The following is a 16,383-nucleotide window of genomic DNA, read 5'->3' on the forward strand; positions in this document are numbered from 1 at the left end:
TTTTTTTGCCCCCCCGCCCCGGTGTGTCCCGGCGCCCTTTGTTGTTATTTGTGGTTTTCTGTAGTGCTTTGTGGGGGGGCGGGCGCCCTCGCCCCCCGGGGGGGGGGGCGGGCGGGGGCGGCCCAACCGCCGGGGTTCAGAGGTTGGTCATGTCGACCGGGATACGGGCGTCGGCGCCGTCCCGCAGGATGGTCGCCTCGATGAGCCCGTACGGGCGGTCGGCCGCGTAGTAGACCTCGTTGTCGTTCTTGAGCCCGAAGGGCTCCAGGTCCACCAGGAAGTGGTGCTTGTTGGGCAGCGAGAAGCGGATCTCGTCGATCTCGCTGCGGCTGTTGATGATCCGCGCGCCCATCTGGTACATCGTCTGCTGGAGCGAGAGCGAGTACGTCTCGGCGAAGGCCTGGAGCATGTGCTTCTTGGCCTGCTCGTAGGACTTCTCCCAGTTCGGCATGCGGTCGGCGTCGCTTGACCAGCCGTAACGCCACTGGGCGGAGACCGCGGTCGCGAGGATGCGGTCGTACGCCTCCTTGAGCGTCGTGTACTTGTCCTTGGCGTAGCCCCAGAACTCCGAGTTGGTGGAGTTCATCACCGTCAGGTCCTTCAGACCCGAGATGACCTGCCACTTCTCACCGTCGAAGGTGATCTCGGCGGTGCGCAGTTCCTGGCCCTTGCGGACGAAGGAGTGCTGCACGTCGTCGGCCCCGATGAACTGCGAGCTGGCGTCGGAGGTGGCGATGCGCTCCCAGGCGTACTCCTCGATCCGGATCCTGGCCCGGTGGATCCCTTCCTGGGTGGTCACGAAGTGCCGGGCCAGATGGATGCCGAACTGCTCGGCGGACTCGATGCCGTGCTCCTTGGCGAACGCGAACACCGTGTTCTTGGTGGTGTCGGTCGGCAGGACGTTGGCGTTGGAGCCGGAGTAGTGGACCTCGTCCATCTCGCCGGAGAGGGCGACCGAGACGTTCAGGTCCTTGATGTGGTGGGTGTCGCCGTCCCGCGTGATCTTGACTACGCGGTTCTCTGCTTTGCCGTACTGGTTCTGGCCGAGAATCGTGGGCATGTCGGTGCTAGCTCCCTCGGTATACGGAGTAGCCGAACGGGTTGAGCAGCAGCGGTACGTGGAAGTGCTCACCCGGGACGACGGCGAACGTGATCGCCACCTCCGGGAAGAAAGCGCCGCTGTCCCTTACGCGGGGGGCGTCCTGCTGTGCCTCGGCTTGTTTCTTGGCGAAGTACGCCTCGGTCTCGAAATCGAGGCGTACATGGGTTGTTCCTTCCGGCAGGGCCGGCAGGTCCTTGCAGCGCCCGTCCGCGTCGGTCGCGGATCCGCCCAGGGCCGTCCACTGCGCGCCGGGGCCGCTGCGGGCCGCGAGCGAGATGGCGACACCTTCGGCGGGGCGTCCCACACTGGTGTCCAGGATGTGCGTAGACACCGATGCGGTGGTCTGCGTGCTCAAGACCTTCACTCTCCTTCTTCCGCGGCCGCCGCGTGCTCCGCGGTGGCCGCCGCGACCAGATTCAGCCGGATGCGGTTGATCTTGCCGAGTTCGGTGCGCACGATCGCGCGCTCCTGCTCGGGCGTATTGCCGGACCGGGCCTTCATCGCGTCGCGCATCTGCTCGCCGGTGGCACCGGTCGCGCAGATCAGAAAGACATGTCCGAACTTCTCCTGGTAGGCCAGGTTCAGTTCGAGCATCTCGGCCTTCACCTCCTCGGTCGCCCCGGCCATCCCCCGCTGTTCACGGGAGGAGGTCGGATCTCCGGGTTTCGGCCGCCCGATCGGCGGGTGCCCCGCCATCGCCTCGGCCAGGTCTTCCGTGGTCAGCTCGGCCGTGGCGGCGTCGCTGGCCCGGAAGAGGGCTTCGGTGGTGGCGTAAGGGCGCTGGGCGAGGATTCTGCTCCCCCAGACCGGACTGGCGCAGACCTCGTGGAGCACGGCTCGCGCCGCGCTGTCCCGCAGGGTGTTGAACCGGGCGAGGCCTTCGGGGGTTCCGGGGTTCTCTCCCGGCAAGCGCTCTGGACTCGAAGTCACGGGGACCTCCGTGGCCTTGTACGGGCCTTGTGCTGGACGGGCTGCGGATAGCTAACGCCCTCGGAAACACCACGTCAACACTTTGTTGAAAACTTGGTGAGACAAAAACCGCCGCCCGGCATCGCGGACGGCGGTTGTCCCGAACGGCGGGGCCGACAGCCGGCACCCCGCGGGGACCCGGTCCCCTTGGCGGCGTTATTCCCTGTTCAGGTAGTTGTAGACGGTGAAGCGGCTGACGCCGAGCGCACCGGCCACCGTCTCCACGCCGTGGCGTACCGAGAACGCGCCGCGCGCCTCCAGTATCCGCACCACGGCCTGTTTCGTCCTGCGGTCGAGCTCCGAGAGCGGCACCCCGTGCCGGCGCTCCAGCGCCGCCAGGATGTGGTCCAGGGACTCCGAGAGCTGCGGCAGCCGCACGGCCAGGACATCCACCCCCTCCCAGGCGAGCACCACATCGTCCTCGCTCGCCTGGCCCGGTACGAGGATCTCGGCCCCCATGGCGTCGACCAGCGGCTTCACCGCGGCGACGAGCGGGTGGTCTCCCGGCTCGGTCACTTCTCGTCCTCCCCGTCCTGCCCGATCACATTCACCTGGAGGGAGACCCGGGTGGCGCCCGCGCCCAGCGCCCGGCGGAGCAGCGCCTCCACCGCGGTCAGCACCTCTTCCGAGCCGCCCTCGGCGGTGTTGCCGAAGGGCCCGACGTCCACGGCGTCCAGCTCGGCGGCCTGGATGACCTCCCGGGCGACCACCGCATGCGGCGGCGCATCGTCCAGATCAAAGGGCTCCGTCGTGAATTCCACTCTCAATCGCACGCGCACAACCTACTGCGCGTGCGAGGAAAAAAGGCAGGCCCACTTGACAGCTCCCCAGGCCGGCAGGCAATCTTCCATCAAGTAGAAAGAAACTTCCGCAATACGGAAGGAGCGCCGAACGCCTTATGGGCTACACGGACCAGCGCTTCGATGTGAACCTCTCGATCCTCTTCACGGAACTCCCGCTTCTGGAGCGTCCCGCGGCCGCCGCAGCGGCCGGCTTCACCGCGGTCGAGCTGTGGTGGCCGTGGATCGAGACCCCCACCCCTCCGCAGGGCGAGCTCGACGCGCTCAAGAAGGCGCTCGACGACGCCGGCACCCAGCTGGTGGGGCTGAACTTCTACGCGGGACGGCTCCCCGGTCCGGACCGGGGCGCGCTCTCCGTCCCCGGCCAGGAGTCCGACCGCTTCCGCGCCAACATCGACATCGCGGCCGACTTCGCCGCCTCCGTCGGCTGCAAGGCACTCAACGCCCTGTACGGCAACCGGGTCGAAGGCGTCGATCCGGCGGTCCAGGACGAGCTCGCCCTGGAGAACCTCACGGCAGCGGCCCGCGCCGCCGACCGGGTGGGCGCGATCCTGCTCATCGAGGCGCTCAACAAGCCGGAGTCGCCGCTCTGCCCGCTGGTGAGCGCCCCGGCCGCCATCGACGTGGTCAACAAGGTCAACGCCGCTACGGGGCTCGGGAACGCGAAGTTCCTGCTCGACCTCTACCACCTGTCGATGAACGGCGAGGACCTCAGCCAGGTCATCGACGCCTACGCCGCGCAGACCGGCCACGTACAGATCGCGGACAACCCCGGCCGCGGCGCGCCCGGTACGGGTTCGCTGCCGCTGGAGGACCTGCTCGACCGGCTGGCCAAGGCCGGTTACGACGGCTGGGTCGGCCTGGAGTACAAGCCGGGCGACCGCCCGAGCGCCGAGGCCTTCGGCTGGCTCCCCAACTGACCATCTCCACCCGCGTGCTGAAAGAGGACCCCGCATGAGCAATCTCCCCAAGGTCGCATGGATCGGCCTCGGCATCATGGGCTCCCCGATGTCCGAGAACCTGATCAAGGCCGGCTACTCGGTGACCGGATACACCCTGGAGCAGGACAAGCTGGACCGGCTGGCCGCCGCAGGCGGCACCGCCGTGTCCTCGATCGCCGAAGCGGTGCGCGACGCCGATGTGGTGATCACCATGGTGCCCGCATCGCCGCAGGTCGAGGCCATCGCCTACGGCCCTGACGGCATCCTTGAGAACGCCAAGGCGGGCGCGCTGCTGATCGACATGTCGTCGATCACCCCGCAGACCTCGGTCGACCTGGGCAAGGCCGGCGCCGAGAAGGGCCTGCGGGTCCTGGACGCCCCGGTCTCCGGCGGCGAGGCCGGTGCCATCGAGGCCGTGCTGTCGATCATGGTCGGCGGTGAGCAGGCCGACTTCGACACCGCGAAGCCGATTCTGGACGCACTGGGCAAGACCATCGTGCTCTGCGGTCCGCACGGTGCGGGCCAGACGGTGAAGGCCGCCAACCAGCTGATCGTCGCCGTCAACATCCAGGCGTGCGCCGAGGCCGTGGTCTTCCTGGAGAAGTCCGGTGTGAACCTCACCGCGGCCCTCGACGTCCTCAACGGCGGGCTGGCCGGCTCCACCGTGCTGACCCGCAAGAAGGACAACTTCCTGAACCGGGACTTCAAGCCCGGATTCCGGATCGACCTCCACCACAAGGACATGGGCATCGTCACGGACGCCGCCCGCAACGTCGGCGCCGCGCTCCCCGTCGGCGCGGTCGTGGCCCAGCTGGTCGCCTCGCTGCGCGCCCAGGGCGACGGCGGCCTCGACCACTCCGCGCTGCTGCGCTCGGTCGAGCGGCTGTCCGGCCCGCAGGCCTGACGCCCCGCCACACCCCGGGGCTCCGGCCCCTCCCGAACTCCGGTCCGCGGCAGCGCTGACACCTGTCCTGTCGCGCCCAGGCGCTGCCGCGGTCCGGTCCCCGTCCTCCTCATCCTTCAATTTCAACAAACTGTTGACGCGGCGTTCATGGCGTCTCTACGCTCCTCAAGCCGTCAGCAGCCCCAGTACGGAAGGTCCACGATGTCGAAGCGCGTGCTTACGACCGAGTCAGGCGCCCCGGTCGCCGACAACCAGAACTCCGCCACCGCCGGCGTCGGCGGCCCGATCCTCATCCAGGACCAGCACCTGCTGGAGAAGCTCGCCCGGTTCAACCGTGAGCGCATCCCGGAGCGTGTCGTCCACGCCCGCGGCTCCGGCGCGTACGGGTACTTCGAGGTGACCGACGACGTCACCGGCTTCACCCGTGCCGACTTCCTGTCCAGCGTGGGCAAGCGCACCGACACGTTCATCCGCTTCTCCACCGTGGCCGACTCACTGGGCGGCTCCGACGCGGTACGCGACCCCCGCGGCTTCGCGCTGAAGTTCTACACGGACGAGGGCAACTACGACCTCGTCGGGAACAACACCCCGGTCTTCTTCATCAAGGACCCCATCAAGTTCCCGGACTTCATCCACTCGCAGAAGCGTGACCCGTTCACCGGCAAGCAGGAGCCCGACAACGTCTGGGACTTCTGGGCGCACTCCCCCGAGGCCACCCACCAGGTGACCTGGCTGATGGGCGACCGCGGCATCCCCGCCTCGTACCGGCACATGAACGGCTACGGCTCGCACACCTACCAGTGGACGAACGCCCAGGGTGAGGCCTTCTTCGTCAAGTACCACTTCAAGACGAACCAGGGTGTCCGCAGCCTCTCCGCCGAGCAGGCCGCCGAGATCGTGGGCAAGGACGGCAACAGCCACCAGACCGACCTGCTCCAGGCGATCGAGCGGGGCGTCAACCCGTCCTGGACGCTGCACGTCCAGATCATGCCGGCGGCCGAGGCGGCCGAGTACCGCTTCAACCCGTTCGACGTGACCAAGGTGTGGCCGCACAGCGACTACCCGCTGCAGCGCGTGGGCCGTCTCGTCCTCGACCGCAACCCGGACAACGTCTTCGCCGAGGTCGAGCAGGCGGCGTTCTCGCCGAACAACTTCGTCCCCGGTATCGGTCCCTCGCCGGACAAGATGCTCCAGGGCCGCCTCTTCGCGTACGCCGACGCACAGCGCTACCGCGTGGGCATCAACCACACGCAGCTCCCGGTCAACGCCCCGCGGAAGGCGACCGCCGACAACTACGGCCGCGATGGCTCGATGGCGACCCGCTACGGCTCGCGCTACGACAAGAACTACGAGCCCAACTCCCACGCGGGCCCGGCCCAGACGGACGCGCCGCTGGCCGCCCCGCTGGCCGTGACCGGCTGGACCGGTGCGCAGGGCGCCGCCGAGCACGTGAAGGACGACGACTTCTTCCAGGCGGGCGAGCTGTACCGGCTGATGTCCGACGACGAGAAGTCGCGGCTGATCGCCAACATCGCGGGCGGCCTCTCGCAGGTCACCCTCGACGAGGTCATCGAGAAGAACCTCGCGCACTTCCACGCCGCCGACACGGAGTACGGCAAGCGCGTCGAGGAAGCGGTCCGCGCTCTGCGCGAGGACTGATTCAACCACCAGACGGCGCAGGTGACTTGACGGGAGGTCAGGTCATCGGCGCAGTCCGGTCCGCCGTCCCGATGAGGGGTGGCCGGCGGCCCGGACAAGCCTGCGGACCGCGGCGGAGTGAGATGCCAGTGCGGTGGTCAAGGCCCCCCGGCGCTCTCCTGATGTGAAGGAGAGGGACCGGGCGGGCCGATCGCACTCCGCCGCGGTCCCCTGCTGTCACGGCACAGCGGTCCGCCGCTGTCCCAGCACAGTGGAGAGCCTCCCCCCTTGAGCTCCGCCCGGTGGCGCGAATGTCCTGTCGCGCCCAGTCTCGTGCCGCCGGGCGGTATCCAGTACCACCAGCGCACCAGCACGGCGAAGCATCGCCCAGCACCGCGAAGCACCACCATCCAGCAGCGGAGCCATCAGCACGAGCCGGAGTGCGGTACGAGGTCCACGATCCCTCGTACCGCACTCCTTTCGTGTGCCCGGCTCCCGTGTGCCCGGCTCGTGTTGCCCGGCTCCCGTGTGCCCGGCCGCAGCGCTGCTGCCGTACGACCACAGCGAACACCGTCGGCACAGCCACAGCGATCACCGGCCGCACCCCGGCTCGGCCCCGGGAAGGAAGAGGGAGCAGCGCGGCCCCGAGGGCCCGTAACGCACGAGGGGCGGGCCGCCGTCGCCGGCAGGCCCGCCCCTCAGGGAGCGATCGGTGCGAAGGTCAGGAGGTGAGCAGCGGACGGATCGCGGTCGGGGCGTGGCCCGGCTCGGTCGCGATGTCCTCGAACTCGTTGACCCCCGCGAGGTCGGTGCCGCTCATCGAGATGTTGGTGACCCGCTCCAGGATCGCCTCCACGACGACCGGGACCCGGTACTGCGCGGCCAGCTTCTTGGCCTCCTCGAAGGCGGGCAGCAGCTGGTCGGGCTCGGTGACCCGGATCGCCTTGCAGCCCAGCCCCTCGGCGACCTTGACGTGGTCCACGCCGTACACACCGAGCTCGGGAGAGTTGATGTTCTCGAACTCCAGGTTGACCTGGAAGTCGATGTCGAAGTTGCGCTGCGCCTGGCGGATCAGGCCCAGGTACGCGTTGTTCACCAGGACATGGACGTAAGGGATGTTGTGCTGCGCGCCGACGGCCAGCTCCTCCAGCATGAACTGGAAGTCGTAGTCACCGGAGAGCGCGACGACCGTCGCACCGGGGTCGGCGGTGGCCACCCCCAGCGCGGCCGGGATCGTCCAGCCCAGCGGGCCCGCCTGGCCGCAGTTGATCCAGTGGCGCGGCTTGTAGACGTGCAGCATCTGCGCGCCGGCGATCTGGGAGAGGCCGATGGTGGTGACGTAGCGGGTGTCGGGGCCGAACGCCCGGTTCATCTCCTCGTACACACGCTGCGGCTTCATCGGGACGTTGTCGAAGTGGGTACGGCGCTGGAGCCTGGCCTTGCGGTCCTGGGCCGACGCGGCCCACTCCGAGCGGTCCGGGAGCTTCCCCGCTGCCTTCAGCTCACGTGCGACCTCGACGAACAGCTCCAGAGCTGCCTTGGCGTCGGACGCGATCCCGAAGTCGGGGGCGAAGATCTTGCCCAGCTGGGTGGGCTCGATGTCGACATGGACGAACTTGCGGCCCTTGGTGTAGGTGTCGAGCCGGCCCGTGTGGCGGTTGGCCCAGCGGTTGCCGATACCGAGGACGAAGTCCGACTCCAGGAACGTGGCGTTGCCGTAGCGGTGCGAGGTCTGGAGTCCGACCATGCCCGCGTTCAGCTCGTGGTCGTCGGCGAGGATGCCCCAGCCCATCAGGGTCGGGATGACCGGCGTACCGGTCAGCTCGGCGAACTCCACCAGCAGTTCGGACGCGTCGGCGTTGATGATGCCGCCGCCCGCGACGATCAGCGGGCGCTCCGACTCGTTGAGGAGCGTGATCGCCTTCTCGATCTGGGCACGGGACGCGGTCGGCCGGTAGACCGGCAGCGGGGTGTACGTCTCGGGGTCGAACTCGATCTCGGTGAGCTGCACATCGATCGGCAGGTCGATGAGGACGGGGCCCGGACGGCCCGAGCGCATCAGATGGAACGCCTGCTGGAAGACGCCGGGGACCTGTGCGGCCTCCATGACCGTGGTCGCCGCCTTGGTGACCGGCTTGGCGATCGAGGCGATGTCGACGGCCTGGAAGTCCTCCTTCTGCATCACGGCGGTCGGGGCCTGGCCGGTGATGCAGAGGATCGGGATGGAGTCACCGGTGGCGGAGTAGAGACCGGTGATCATGTCGGTGCCCGCGGGGCCCGACGTACCGATGCAGACGCCGATGTTGCCGGGGTGGGTACGGGTGTACCCCTCGGCCATGTGCGAGGCGCCCTCGACATGGCGGGCGAGCGTGTGACGCACACCGCCGGCGGCCTTGAGCGCGGCATAGAACGGGTTGATCGCCGCGCCCGGCACGCCGAACGCGTTGCTGACGCCCTCGCGCTTGAGAATCTCGACTGCCGCTCGGGCAGCGGTCATACGAGGCATTGAATACTCCTGCTCGCCAGTCGGAGTGGGCCTCCTGTCGCGCCAACCTGAGATCGCCCAATTCCGTATTACGGAAGTCTATTTCTGCTATACGGAAGCAATGTAAGAGCTGGCCGCGCCTGCCGTCAAGAGAGGGCGGGCGGACTTGCGTCACCTGTGCGAAGTACGCCCCAAGCCGGGCCGCTTGGTGGACGATGACCCCATGGGAGAGGGAGCGGGCAAGGGCGCGGGAAGAGGCGCGGAGGAGTGGGCGACGAGCGCGGTCGTGCGCTGCCCGGTCTGCTTGAAGGAGCATGCGTATCTGGCGACGGTCCTGCCCTGCGCCTGCGGCGCCCCGCTCGCCCCGCCGTTGCTGACGGATGTGGCGCCAGTGCCCCTCACCCGCCGGAGCTGGTCGGACGAGTGGGTCGCGGTGCGCTGCGCGGAGTGCGGACGGCAGGACGAGTGGCCGCGGCCCGAACTCGGCTGCTCCTGCGGTACGGTCCTGCGGCTCGCGGTACGCCCGGTGACAGCGGGGGCGGGCACGGCAGGAGCTGCGGACACGGGCACACCGGAGACCGCGGACACGGCGGGGACGGCGGACACGGCGGGCACCGGGGATCCGCACGCCGGGGGCTCCTCCCCTGCGGAGCGGCACGCGGGGGCGCGGCCCCCGGCCCATATCCCGCTGCCGCGGACGGCCGCCGCACCCCGGCCCGCCTTCCGGCCCCTGGCGATCCGCACCGCGGGCGACGTGGTGTCGGCGGCGGCGCGCTATCTGGAGTGGCTGGGCTTCCGCGGGATCGTGCAGCCGGAGCGGCGGCCGGCGTCCGGGATCGATCTGCATGCGCCGGGCCTGGTCGCCACCGTGGAGGCCACCACCCGGCCCGTCCCGCCGCGGGACGTCGAGTGCCTGTGGCTGCACGGGATGAATACGGCGGCGGCGTGCGTCTTCTTCTCGCTGCCGGGGTACGCCGATGAGGCCCGCACCCGGGCCGACGACCTGGCCGTGCCGCTCTTCGCGCTGGATCTCACCGGCACCCCGCAGCCGGTCAACGGAGCGGCCGAGGAACTGGTCAGTACAGGCGCCGCGCAGAGCTGAACGGCGCCCCGCCCGGAAACACTCCGGGCGGTACGGGCGGTACGGGCGGTACGGGCGGTACAGGCGGTACAGGCGGCACGGGCGCTACGGGCGGTAGATCTCGCCCGGCTTCAGTTTCGCGGGCGCGATCAGCTGCGGCACCGTGACGAAGTGGTAGCCCCGCTTCTGCAGGGTGTCGATGATGCCGGAGACCGCCGGCACCGTGCCCTTGTAGATGTCGTGCAGCAGGATGATGCCATCGGGCTTCGCCTGCTTGAGCGTCCGCTTCTGGATGAGGGCGGTGTCGTTCGTGGAGTAGTCCTTGGCGGTGGTGCTCCACAGCACCTGCGAGACGCCCAGCTCCTTGCAGATCTTGGAGACGTCGTCGTTGGTACGGCCCTGCGGCGGACGCATCACCCGGGGCCGCTTGCCGGTGAGCTTCTCCACCGCGACCTCGGTCTTGTCGATCTCCGCGCGGGCCACATCGGCCTTCTGCTTCGTGAGGATCTTGTGCGTCCAGGTGTGGTTGCCCACCTCATGACCCTCGGCCGCCTCGCGCTTGACGAGTTCGGGGTACTTCATCACATGGTCCCGGCCCAGCAGGAAGAAGGTCGCGTGCACCTTCTTCTCCTTCAGGACGTCGAGGAGGTGGGCGGTGTTCGGGCCGGGACCGGCGTCGAAGGTCAGCGCGATGCACTTGACCTTGCGGCAGTCGGCCGGCCCGAGCGGAGCCGTGTCCTTCTGGTCCGCGTGGTCGCGCGCCTCGGAGGGCGATGTCGTGTCCATGGAGCAGCCGCTCAGCGCCACGGATATGAGCGCGGCCACGGCAGCGGCGGCCCCGAGCCGCCCCGCCTTCTTCTTCAGCAATGACATGGCCCGGACTATACACAGCATGTATAAACCACATGTATAGCGGGGTCTCCCACCCGCGTCGAAGACGGCGAGGGCAGGAAGACGGCGGGGACAGGAGGACGGCGCGGGCGGGCGGAGCAGGCTTCATGTGGTGGCTGCGGTCCGGCGCTTCCTGCTGGTGTGGGTGCGGTCGGTGGTCCAGGCGAGCGCGGCGACGAGGGGGAAGGCCGCCGCGGTGAGGGTGACCGCCTGCCAGTCACCCAAGTGGTAGGCAAGGGTGCCGAGTTGGGAGCCGATGGCGCCGCCGATGAAGAAGGTGGCGATGTAGACGCTGGTGATCCGGGCGCGGGCGTCCGCGTCGAGTTGGTAGACGGTGTGCTGCCCGAAGATCAGAGAGCACTGCACGGCGCAGTCCAGGAGGACCGCGGCGGCGGCGAGTACGAGGATCTGATGGGCGGCCAGGCCGGCCCAGATGAGGGTGGCGGAGGCGAGCAGGCAGGCCACGGGGGTGAGCCGGTGGGTGAGCCCCCGGTCGGCGAGGCGGCCCGCGAGAGGGGCGACGAGCGCGCCGGCGGCGCCGACGAAGGCGAACAGGCCGACCTGGAGCTGGGAGTAGTGGTATGGCGCGGCGGTCAGGACGTAGGAGATGGTCGTCCAGAACGCGCTGAAGGCGGCGAACATGCAGGCGTGGTACGAGGACCGGCGGCGCAGCTGCGGGTGCACGCGGATCAGCCGGGCCGTGGAACGCAGCAGCGCGGTGTAGGAAGCGGTGCTGGTGGGGGCCCGGCGGGGCAGCGCGCGGCGCAGGACAACGGCCAGGATCGCCATCAGGACGGCGGAGACCAGGTAGACGGTGCGCCAGCCTGCGACGTCCGCGAGCAGGCTGCCGACGGTGCGGGAGAGCAGGATCCCGGCGAGCAGTCCGCTCATGACCTTGCCCACCACGGCGCCGCGCAGGTGATCGGGGGCGAGGTCGGCGGCGTAGGGGACGAGGACCTGTGCGACGACGGAGGTGGCGCCCGCGACGAGCGCGGCGACGAGCAGGACGGTGAAGGTGGGGGCGAGGCCACCTGCGGCCATGGCCAGGGCGGTGACGGTGAGCAGGACGGAGACCAGACGGGAGTTCTCGATACGGTCGCCGAGGGGGACCAGGAACACCATGCCGGCGGCGTAGCCGAGCTGGGTCAGGGTGATCAGCAGGCCGGCGGTCGAGTCCTGGAGCTGGAAGGTCCGGCGCAGCATCTCCAGGAGCGGCTGGGCGTAGTAGAGGTTGGCCACGGTCAGCCCGCAGGAAGTGGCCAGGAGTACGACCAGCCAGCCGGGCAGGTCCTTCTGTCGCGCGTTTGACTCCGGTGTGGCACGGGCGGCTATGGGCACGGGCATGGTCTGTCTCCGGATACGGACGTGGGGAGGAGCGGAAGCCGGGTCGACTCCGCAGACCGGCCCGGCCAGGACCTGTGCCACGGCTTGAGACGTACACCTCGATCGCCGTAGCGAGCAGCCGACTGCTGTCGAATCACGATTCCACATTGAACTTTGATTCAACATAGAACGCGACGAGTACAGTGTCAAACATGAAGAACTCGGGTGACCCGCTGCCTCAGGGGATCGAAATCGGTGCACTGTCCAGGATCATTCGGCACCTCTTCGCCGACCGGATCGAGCAGGTCATCCACCCGCTGGGACTCACCCTCGGGCAGTGGACGGTGCTGCGGGAACTGAAGCGGACACCCGGCGCCTCCGCTTCAGAGCTCGCGCGCGCCGCGGTCCACACGCCGCAGGCCGTCAGCCGTCTCGTCCGGACCCTGCAGGAGGAGGGACTGGTGGAGCGCTCCCCGGCCCGGGGCCGGGTGATGGACAACCACCTCACGGCCAAGGGACACAAGGTGATGGATGAGATCTTCATCCAGGTCGAGGCCGGACTGGCTCCGGCCCTGGAGAAGTTCGGCAGGGCCAACACCGAGGAGTTCCGCCGCCTGTCCCATCTCCTCATCAAAGCCCTGGAAGACCCGGCCTGAGCCGGGGGTACCCGGGGCCCAGGGCCGAGCGGGCCGGGCTGCCGCGTCAGGAGTCGGCAGAGATCACGGCGGAGCAGCGCCCGGTGTCCATGCCCGCGTCCTGCCCGCCGGGGGCGGGGCCCTGGCCGTACCAGCCGGTCCCCACCATCGACTTGTCCATCGGAGGCGTCGCCGTGACGCCCCCCGTGTCCGGGCCGGTCAGACGCCGGACGGGCCGTACAGGTTGCGCAGCTCCACCTTCCTGACCTTGCCGCTCACCGTCATCGGGAAGGCTTCCAGGATCCGCAGCCCGCGCGGGATCTTGTAGTGGGCGAGCCGTTCCCGGCAGAACTCCTGGATCCCCTCCAGCGTCGGCGGGTCGGCCGGGTCGCGGGGGATGACACAGGCCAGCACCTCTTCGCCGTACCGCTCGTCCGGTACGCCGATCACCTGGACGTCGGCGACCTCGGGGTGGCCGTGGAGGAACTCCTCGATCTCCCGGGGATAGACGTTCTCGCCGCCCCGGATGATCATGTCCTTGATCCGGCCGACGATCTGCACGTACCCGTCCTCGCGGATGACGGCCAGGTCGCCGGTGTGCATCCAGCGGCCCTCGTCGATCACCTCGGCGGTCCGCTCCGGCTCCTCCCAGTAGCCGAGCATCACGCTGTAGCCGCGGGTGCACAGCTCCCCCGGCTCGCCGCGCTCCACCGTGATCCCGGTCGCGGGATCGACCGCCTTCACCTCCAGATGGGGCAGGACCCGCCCCGTGGTCCCGGTGCGCCGCTCCAGGTCGTCGTCCCTGCGGGTCTGGGTGGAGACCGGCGAGGTCTCCGTCATCCCGTAGCAGATCGACACCTCGGCCATGTGCATCTCGGCGACGACCCGCTTCATCACCTCGGCCGGGCACGGGGAGCCCGCCATGATCCCGGTACGCAGCGAACTCAGGTCGTACGAGGCGAACTCCGGGTGGTTCAGCTCCGCGATGAACATCGTCGGCACCCCGTAGAGCGAGGTGCAGCGCTCCTGCTCGACGGCGCGCAGGGTCGCCCCCGGGTCGAAGGAGGGCGCCGGGATGACGATGCAGGCACCGTGCGAGGTGGCCGCCAGGTTTCCCATCACCATGCCGAAGCAGTGGTAGAAGGGCACCGGCAGACAGATCCGGTCCTGCTCCGAGTAGCCCACCAACTCGCCCACGAAATAACCGTTGTTGAGGATGCTGTGGTGGGAGAGGGTGGCCCCCTTGGGGAAGCCGGTGGTGCCCGAGGTGTACTGGATGTTGATCGGCTCGTCGCAGGAGAGCGCCGCACCGGGCTCCGCCTGCCGGGCGGCGGTGGGCTCCACCGGGCCCGCAGCGGTGACCAGCTGGTCCCAGGACGGGTCCCCGATGTAGTGGACAGAGCGCAGTCGGGGGCAGCGCGAGCGCACCTCGCCGACCAGCGCCCGGTAGTCGGTGCCCTTGTGCCCGGTCGAGGCGATCAGCACCGAGATCCCGGCCTGCCGCAGCACGAACTCCAGCTCGTGCGCCCGGTACGCCGGGTTGATGTTGACCATGATCGCGCCGATCCGCGCGGTGGCGTACTGGACGAGCACCCACTCCGGGCAGTTGACCGCCCAGATCCCGACCCGTTCGCCCTTGCCGACCCCGCTGCCGGTGAACCCCCGGGCCAGCTCGTCCACCGCCGCGCCGAACTCGGCATAGGTCCAGCGCCGCCCGGACGGCACATCGACGAGTGCCTCGCGATCCGGGAAGGCGGCCACCGCCCGGTCCAGGTTCGCACCGATCGTGTCGCCCAGGAGCGGTGTCGTCCCGGTGCCGTGTGCGTACGAGAGGGTCACCGCAGCTCCCCCTCGTCGTACTCGTCGGTGGAGCCCGCCGCGGTCGCCCGGCGCAGTTCGATCCTGCGGATCTTCCCGGAGACCGTCTTGGGCAGCTCGGCGAACTCGATCCGCCGGATCCGCTTGTACGGGGCGAGCACCGCGCGCGAGTGGGCGAAGAGTACCTTCGCCGCGTCGGGCCCCGGCTCCCAGCCCTCCGCCAGGACCACGTACGCCTTGGGTACGGCGAGCCGCAGCGGGTCGGGGGCCGGTACGACCGCGGCCTCCGCCACCGCCTCGTGCTCCAGGAGCGCGCTCTCCAGCTCGAACGGCGAGATCTTGTAGTCGGACGCCTTGAAGACGTCGTCGGAGCGGCCGATGTAGGTGATGTAGCCTTCGGCGTCGCGCGAACCGATGTCCCCGGTGCGGTAGTAGCCCCCGGCCATCGCCTCGGCCGTGCGCTCCGGGTCGCCGTGGTAGCCGGTCATCAGACCGACCGGCCGGGCGGACAGGTCGAGACAGATCTCGCCCTCGCTCACGCCGGGCTCCCCGGTGACGGGGTCGAGCAGCTCGACCTTGTAGCCGGGCGTCGGGCGGCCCATGGAGCCCGACTTGAGGAGCTGGCCGGGGCTGTTGGCCACCTGGACGGCTGTCTCCGTCTGCCCGAAGCCGTCCCGGATCGTGGTGCCCCAGACCCGCCGTACGGTCTCGATGACCTCGGGGTTCAGCGGCTCGCCCGCCGCCGCGACCTCGCGCGGCGGTGTCCGCAGCCGGCTGAGGTCGGCCTGGATCAGCATCCGCCAGACGGTGGGCGGCGCGCAGAAGGACGTCACGCCGACCCGGTCCATCTCGTCCATCAGCCGGGCCGGGTCGAAGCGGGTGTAGTTGTGGATGAAGACCGTCGCCTCGGCGTTCCAGGGCGCGAACAGATTCGACCAGGCGTGCTTCGCCCATCCGGGTGAGGAGATGTTGAGGTGGACGTCGCCGGGGCGCAGACCGATCCAGTACATCGTCGCCAGATGGCCGACCGGGTACGAGGTGTGGGTGTGCTCGACCAGCTTGGGCCGGGCCGTGGTCCCTGAGGTGAAGTACAGCATCAGCGGGTCGTCGGCGCGGGTGTCCCCGTCGGGCTCGAACCGGGCGGGGGCGGTCGCGGCGTCCCCGTACGACAGCCAGCCCTCCGGGGTGCCGGCACCGACCGCGATCCTGGTGTAATCCCCGGCCACCTCAGCGAACTTGGCGGTGTCCTCGGTGCGTACGAGCACATGGCGGGCGCCGCCCCGGTCGACCCGGTCGCGCAGATCCGCCGTGCCCAGCAGCGGAGTTGCCGGGATGACGACGGCGCGCAGCTTCATCGCGGCGAGCGCCGTCTCCCACAGCTCCTGCTGGTTCCCGAGCATCACCAGGATGCGGTCGCCAGCCCGGACGCCGTGCACCCGCAGCCAGTTGGCCGCCCGGTCGGACCGCTCGGCCATCTCCGAGAACGACACCCTGGTCTCGGCGCCGTCCTCCTCGACGATGTGCAGCGCGGTCCGCTCATTGCCCCGGGCGATGGTGTCGAACCAGTCGAGCGCCCAGTTGAAGTGCCCGGGGCGCGGCCAGCTGAAGCCCTCGTAGGCCGTCAGGTACTCCTCACGGTGCCGGAGCAGGAAGTCCCGTGCGGCCCGGAACTCCTCCGTCGCGTTGTTCGACGCCATGTGTCCTCCTCATTGCGGGACTGCTGCCCAGCATCGTGTAATCAGTGGCCCGGGTCCCACCACCCCCGAACGGGGGAGGCCGGGCCTTCCGTCCTGGCC

15 protein-coding genes are annotated in these 16,383 nt (G+C 69.4%); 5 read left to right on the forward strand and 10 right to left on the reverse strand.

Going from position 1 to position 16,383, the window contains the following annotated elements; translation table 11 throughout:
* Nucleotides 1-136: 136 nt before the first annotated feature.
* The 5 genes from pucL to ACFXBC_RS31915 form a co-directional block, all read right to left on the reverse strand.
* Entirely contained in the window at nucleotides 137-1,060 is a 924-nt protein-coding gene (gene pucL, locus ACFXBC_RS31895) for a factor-independent urate hydroxylase (RefSeq protein WP_385032444.1), read from the reverse strand.
* Between the two features lie 7 nt (nucleotides 1,061-1,067).
* A complete protein-coding gene (gene uraH, locus ACFXBC_RS31900) occupies nucleotides 1,068-1,457 on the reverse strand; it encodes a hydroxyisourate hydrolase (protein ID WP_385032447.1) in 390 nt (129 codons plus the stop codon).
* Nucleotides 1,458-1,462: 5 nt separating this feature from the next.
* The gene (gene uraD, locus ACFXBC_RS31905) at nucleotides 1,463-2,032 is read right to left on the reverse strand and encodes a 2-oxo-4-hydroxy-4-carboxy-5-ureidoimidazoline decarboxylase (protein WP_385032450.1); all 570 of its coding nucleotides are present in this window, start codon (nucleotides 2,030-2,032) and stop codon (nucleotides 1,463-1,465) included.
* 195 nt (nucleotides 2,033-2,227) lie between these two features.
* Nucleotides 2,228-2,587 carry a helix-turn-helix domain-containing protein gene (locus ACFXBC_RS31910; RefSeq protein ID WP_385032453.1) on the reverse strand — a complete coding sequence of 120 codons (360 nt, stop codon included), beginning with the start codon at nucleotides 2,585-2,587 and terminating at the stop codon, nucleotides 2,228-2,230.
* Nucleotides 2,584-2,844 carry a hypothetical protein gene (locus tag ACFXBC_RS31915; protein ID WP_385032456.1) on the reverse strand — a complete coding sequence of 87 codons (261 nt, stop codon included), beginning with the start codon at nucleotides 2,842-2,844 and terminating at the stop codon, nucleotides 2,584-2,586. Before ACFXBC_RS31915 ends, ACFXBC_RS31910 begins: the two co-directional genes overlap by 4 nt.
* Nucleotides 2,845-2,969: 125 nt before the next feature.
* Between ACFXBC_RS31915 and ACFXBC_RS31920 the strand changes: the two genes are divergently transcribed.
* From ACFXBC_RS31920 to ACFXBC_RS31930, 3 genes are all read left to right on the forward strand, one after another.
* Nucleotides 2,970-3,791, forward strand: coding sequence for a TIM barrel protein (locus ACFXBC_RS31920; protein ID WP_385032459.1), 822 nt, complete (start codon nucleotides 2,970-2,972; stop codon nucleotides 3,789-3,791).
* A 34-nt stretch (nucleotides 3,792-3,825) separates the two neighbouring features.
* Nucleotides 3,826-4,716: a 2-hydroxy-3-oxopropionate reductase gene (locus ACFXBC_RS31925; RefSeq protein ID WP_385032462.1), complete on the forward strand. Its 891-nt coding sequence runs from the start codon at nucleotides 3,826-3,828 to the stop codon at nucleotides 4,714-4,716.
* Between the two features lie 201 nt (nucleotides 4,717-4,917).
* Nucleotides 4,918-6,375 carry a catalase gene (locus tag ACFXBC_RS31930; RefSeq protein WP_385032465.1) on the forward strand — a complete coding sequence of 486 codons (1,458 nt, stop codon included), beginning with the start codon at nucleotides 4,918-4,920 and terminating at the stop codon, nucleotides 6,373-6,375.
* Between the two features lie 700 nt (nucleotides 6,376-7,075).
* On the opposite strand, the gene gcl is transcribed toward ACFXBC_RS31930, so the two are convergent.
* The gene (gcl, locus tag ACFXBC_RS31935; RefSeq protein WP_385032467.1) at nucleotides 7,076-8,860 is read right to left on the reverse strand and encodes a glyoxylate carboligase; all 1,785 of its coding nucleotides are present in this window, start codon (nucleotides 8,858-8,860) and stop codon (nucleotides 7,076-7,078) included.
* Between the two features lie 202 nt (nucleotides 8,861-9,062).
* Between gcl and ACFXBC_RS31940 the strand changes: the two genes are divergently transcribed.
* Nucleotides 9,063-9,941, forward strand: coding sequence for a hypothetical protein (locus tag ACFXBC_RS31940; RefSeq protein ID WP_385032470.1), 879 nt, complete (start codon nucleotides 9,063-9,065; stop codon nucleotides 9,939-9,941).
* An 84-nt stretch (nucleotides 9,942-10,025) separates the two neighbouring features.
* Here ACFXBC_RS31940 and ACFXBC_RS31945 read toward each other — a convergent pair whose 3' ends face one another.
* Nucleotides 10,026-10,793, reverse strand: coding sequence for a polysaccharide deacetylase family protein (locus ACFXBC_RS31945; protein ID WP_385032473.1), 768 nt, complete (start codon nucleotides 10,791-10,793; stop codon nucleotides 10,026-10,028).
* Between the two features lie 123 nt (nucleotides 10,794-10,916).
* The gene (locus tag ACFXBC_RS31950; RefSeq protein WP_385032476.1) at nucleotides 10,917-12,155 is read right to left on the reverse strand and encodes an MFS transporter; all 1,239 of its coding nucleotides are present in this window, start codon (nucleotides 12,153-12,155) and stop codon (nucleotides 10,917-10,919) included.
* Between the two features lie 191 nt (nucleotides 12,156-12,346).
* Here ACFXBC_RS31950 and ACFXBC_RS31955 point away from each other — a divergent pair, with 191 nt between their 5' ends.
* Nucleotides 12,347-12,790, forward strand: coding sequence for a MarR family winged helix-turn-helix transcriptional regulator (locus ACFXBC_RS31955; protein WP_385032479.1), 444 nt, complete (start codon nucleotides 12,347-12,349; stop codon nucleotides 12,788-12,790).
* Nucleotides 12,791-12,988: 198 nt separating this feature from the next.
* On the opposite strand, the gene ACFXBC_RS31960 is transcribed toward ACFXBC_RS31955, so the two are convergent.
* Nucleotides 12,989-14,608, reverse strand: coding sequence for an AMP-binding protein (locus ACFXBC_RS31960; RefSeq protein ID WP_385032482.1), 1,620 nt, complete (start codon nucleotides 14,606-14,608; stop codon nucleotides 12,989-12,991).
* The gene (locus ACFXBC_RS31965) at nucleotides 14,605-16,284 is read right to left on the reverse strand and encodes an AMP-binding protein (RefSeq protein ID WP_385032485.1); all 1,680 of its coding nucleotides are present in this window, start codon (nucleotides 16,282-16,284) and stop codon (nucleotides 14,605-14,607) included. Before ACFXBC_RS31965 ends, ACFXBC_RS31960 begins: the two co-directional genes overlap by 4 nt.
* Between the last annotated feature and the right edge of the window lie 99 nt (nucleotides 16,285-16,383).

This window comes from Streptomyces sp. NPDC059398, assembly GCF_042751845.1.
In the GTDB taxonomy this organism is placed as follows: domain Bacteria; phylum Actinomycetota; class Actinomycetes; order Streptomycetales; family Streptomycetaceae; genus Streptomyces.

Bases quoted from the DNA above. Each gene is read 5' to 3' on its own strand.
- ACFXBC_RS31940 (WP_385032470.1), top strand. From the start codon at position 9,063: ATGGGAGAGGGAGCGGGCAAGGGCGCGGGAAGAGGCGCGGAGGAGTGG.
- ACFXBC_RS31945 (WP_385032473.1), bottom strand. From the start codon at position 10,793: ATGTCATTGCTGAAGAAGAAGGCGGGGCGGCTCGGGGCCGCCGCTGCC.
- ACFXBC_RS31955 (WP_385032479.1), top strand. From the start codon at position 12,347: ATGAAGAACTCGGGTGACCCGCTGCCTCAGGGGATCGAAATCGGTGCA.
- ACFXBC_RS31920 (WP_385032459.1), top strand. From the start codon at position 2,970: ATGGGCTACACGGACCAGCGCTTCGATGTGAACCTCTCGATCCTCTTC.
- gcl (WP_385032467.1), bottom strand. From the start codon at position 8,860: ATGCCTCGTATGACCGCTGCCCGAGCGGCAGTCGAGATTCTCAAGCGC.
- ACFXBC_RS31950 (WP_385032476.1), bottom strand. From the start codon at position 12,155: ATGCCCGTGCCCATAGCCGCCCGTGCCACACCGGAGTCAAACGCGCGA.
- ACFXBC_RS31965 (WP_385032485.1), bottom strand. From the start codon at position 16,284: ATGGCGTCGAACAACGCGACGGAGGAGTTCCGGGCCGCACGGGACTTC.
- pucL (WP_385032444.1), bottom strand. From the start codon at position 1,060: ATGCCCACGATTCTCGGCCAGAACCAGTACGGCAAAGCAGAGAACCGC.
- ACFXBC_RS31930 (WP_385032465.1), top strand. From the start codon at position 4,918: ATGTCGAAGCGCGTGCTTACGACCGAGTCAGGCGCCCCGGTCGCCGAC.
- ACFXBC_RS31925 (WP_385032462.1), top strand. From the start codon at position 3,826: ATGAGCAATCTCCCCAAGGTCGCATGGATCGGCCTCGGCATCATGGGC.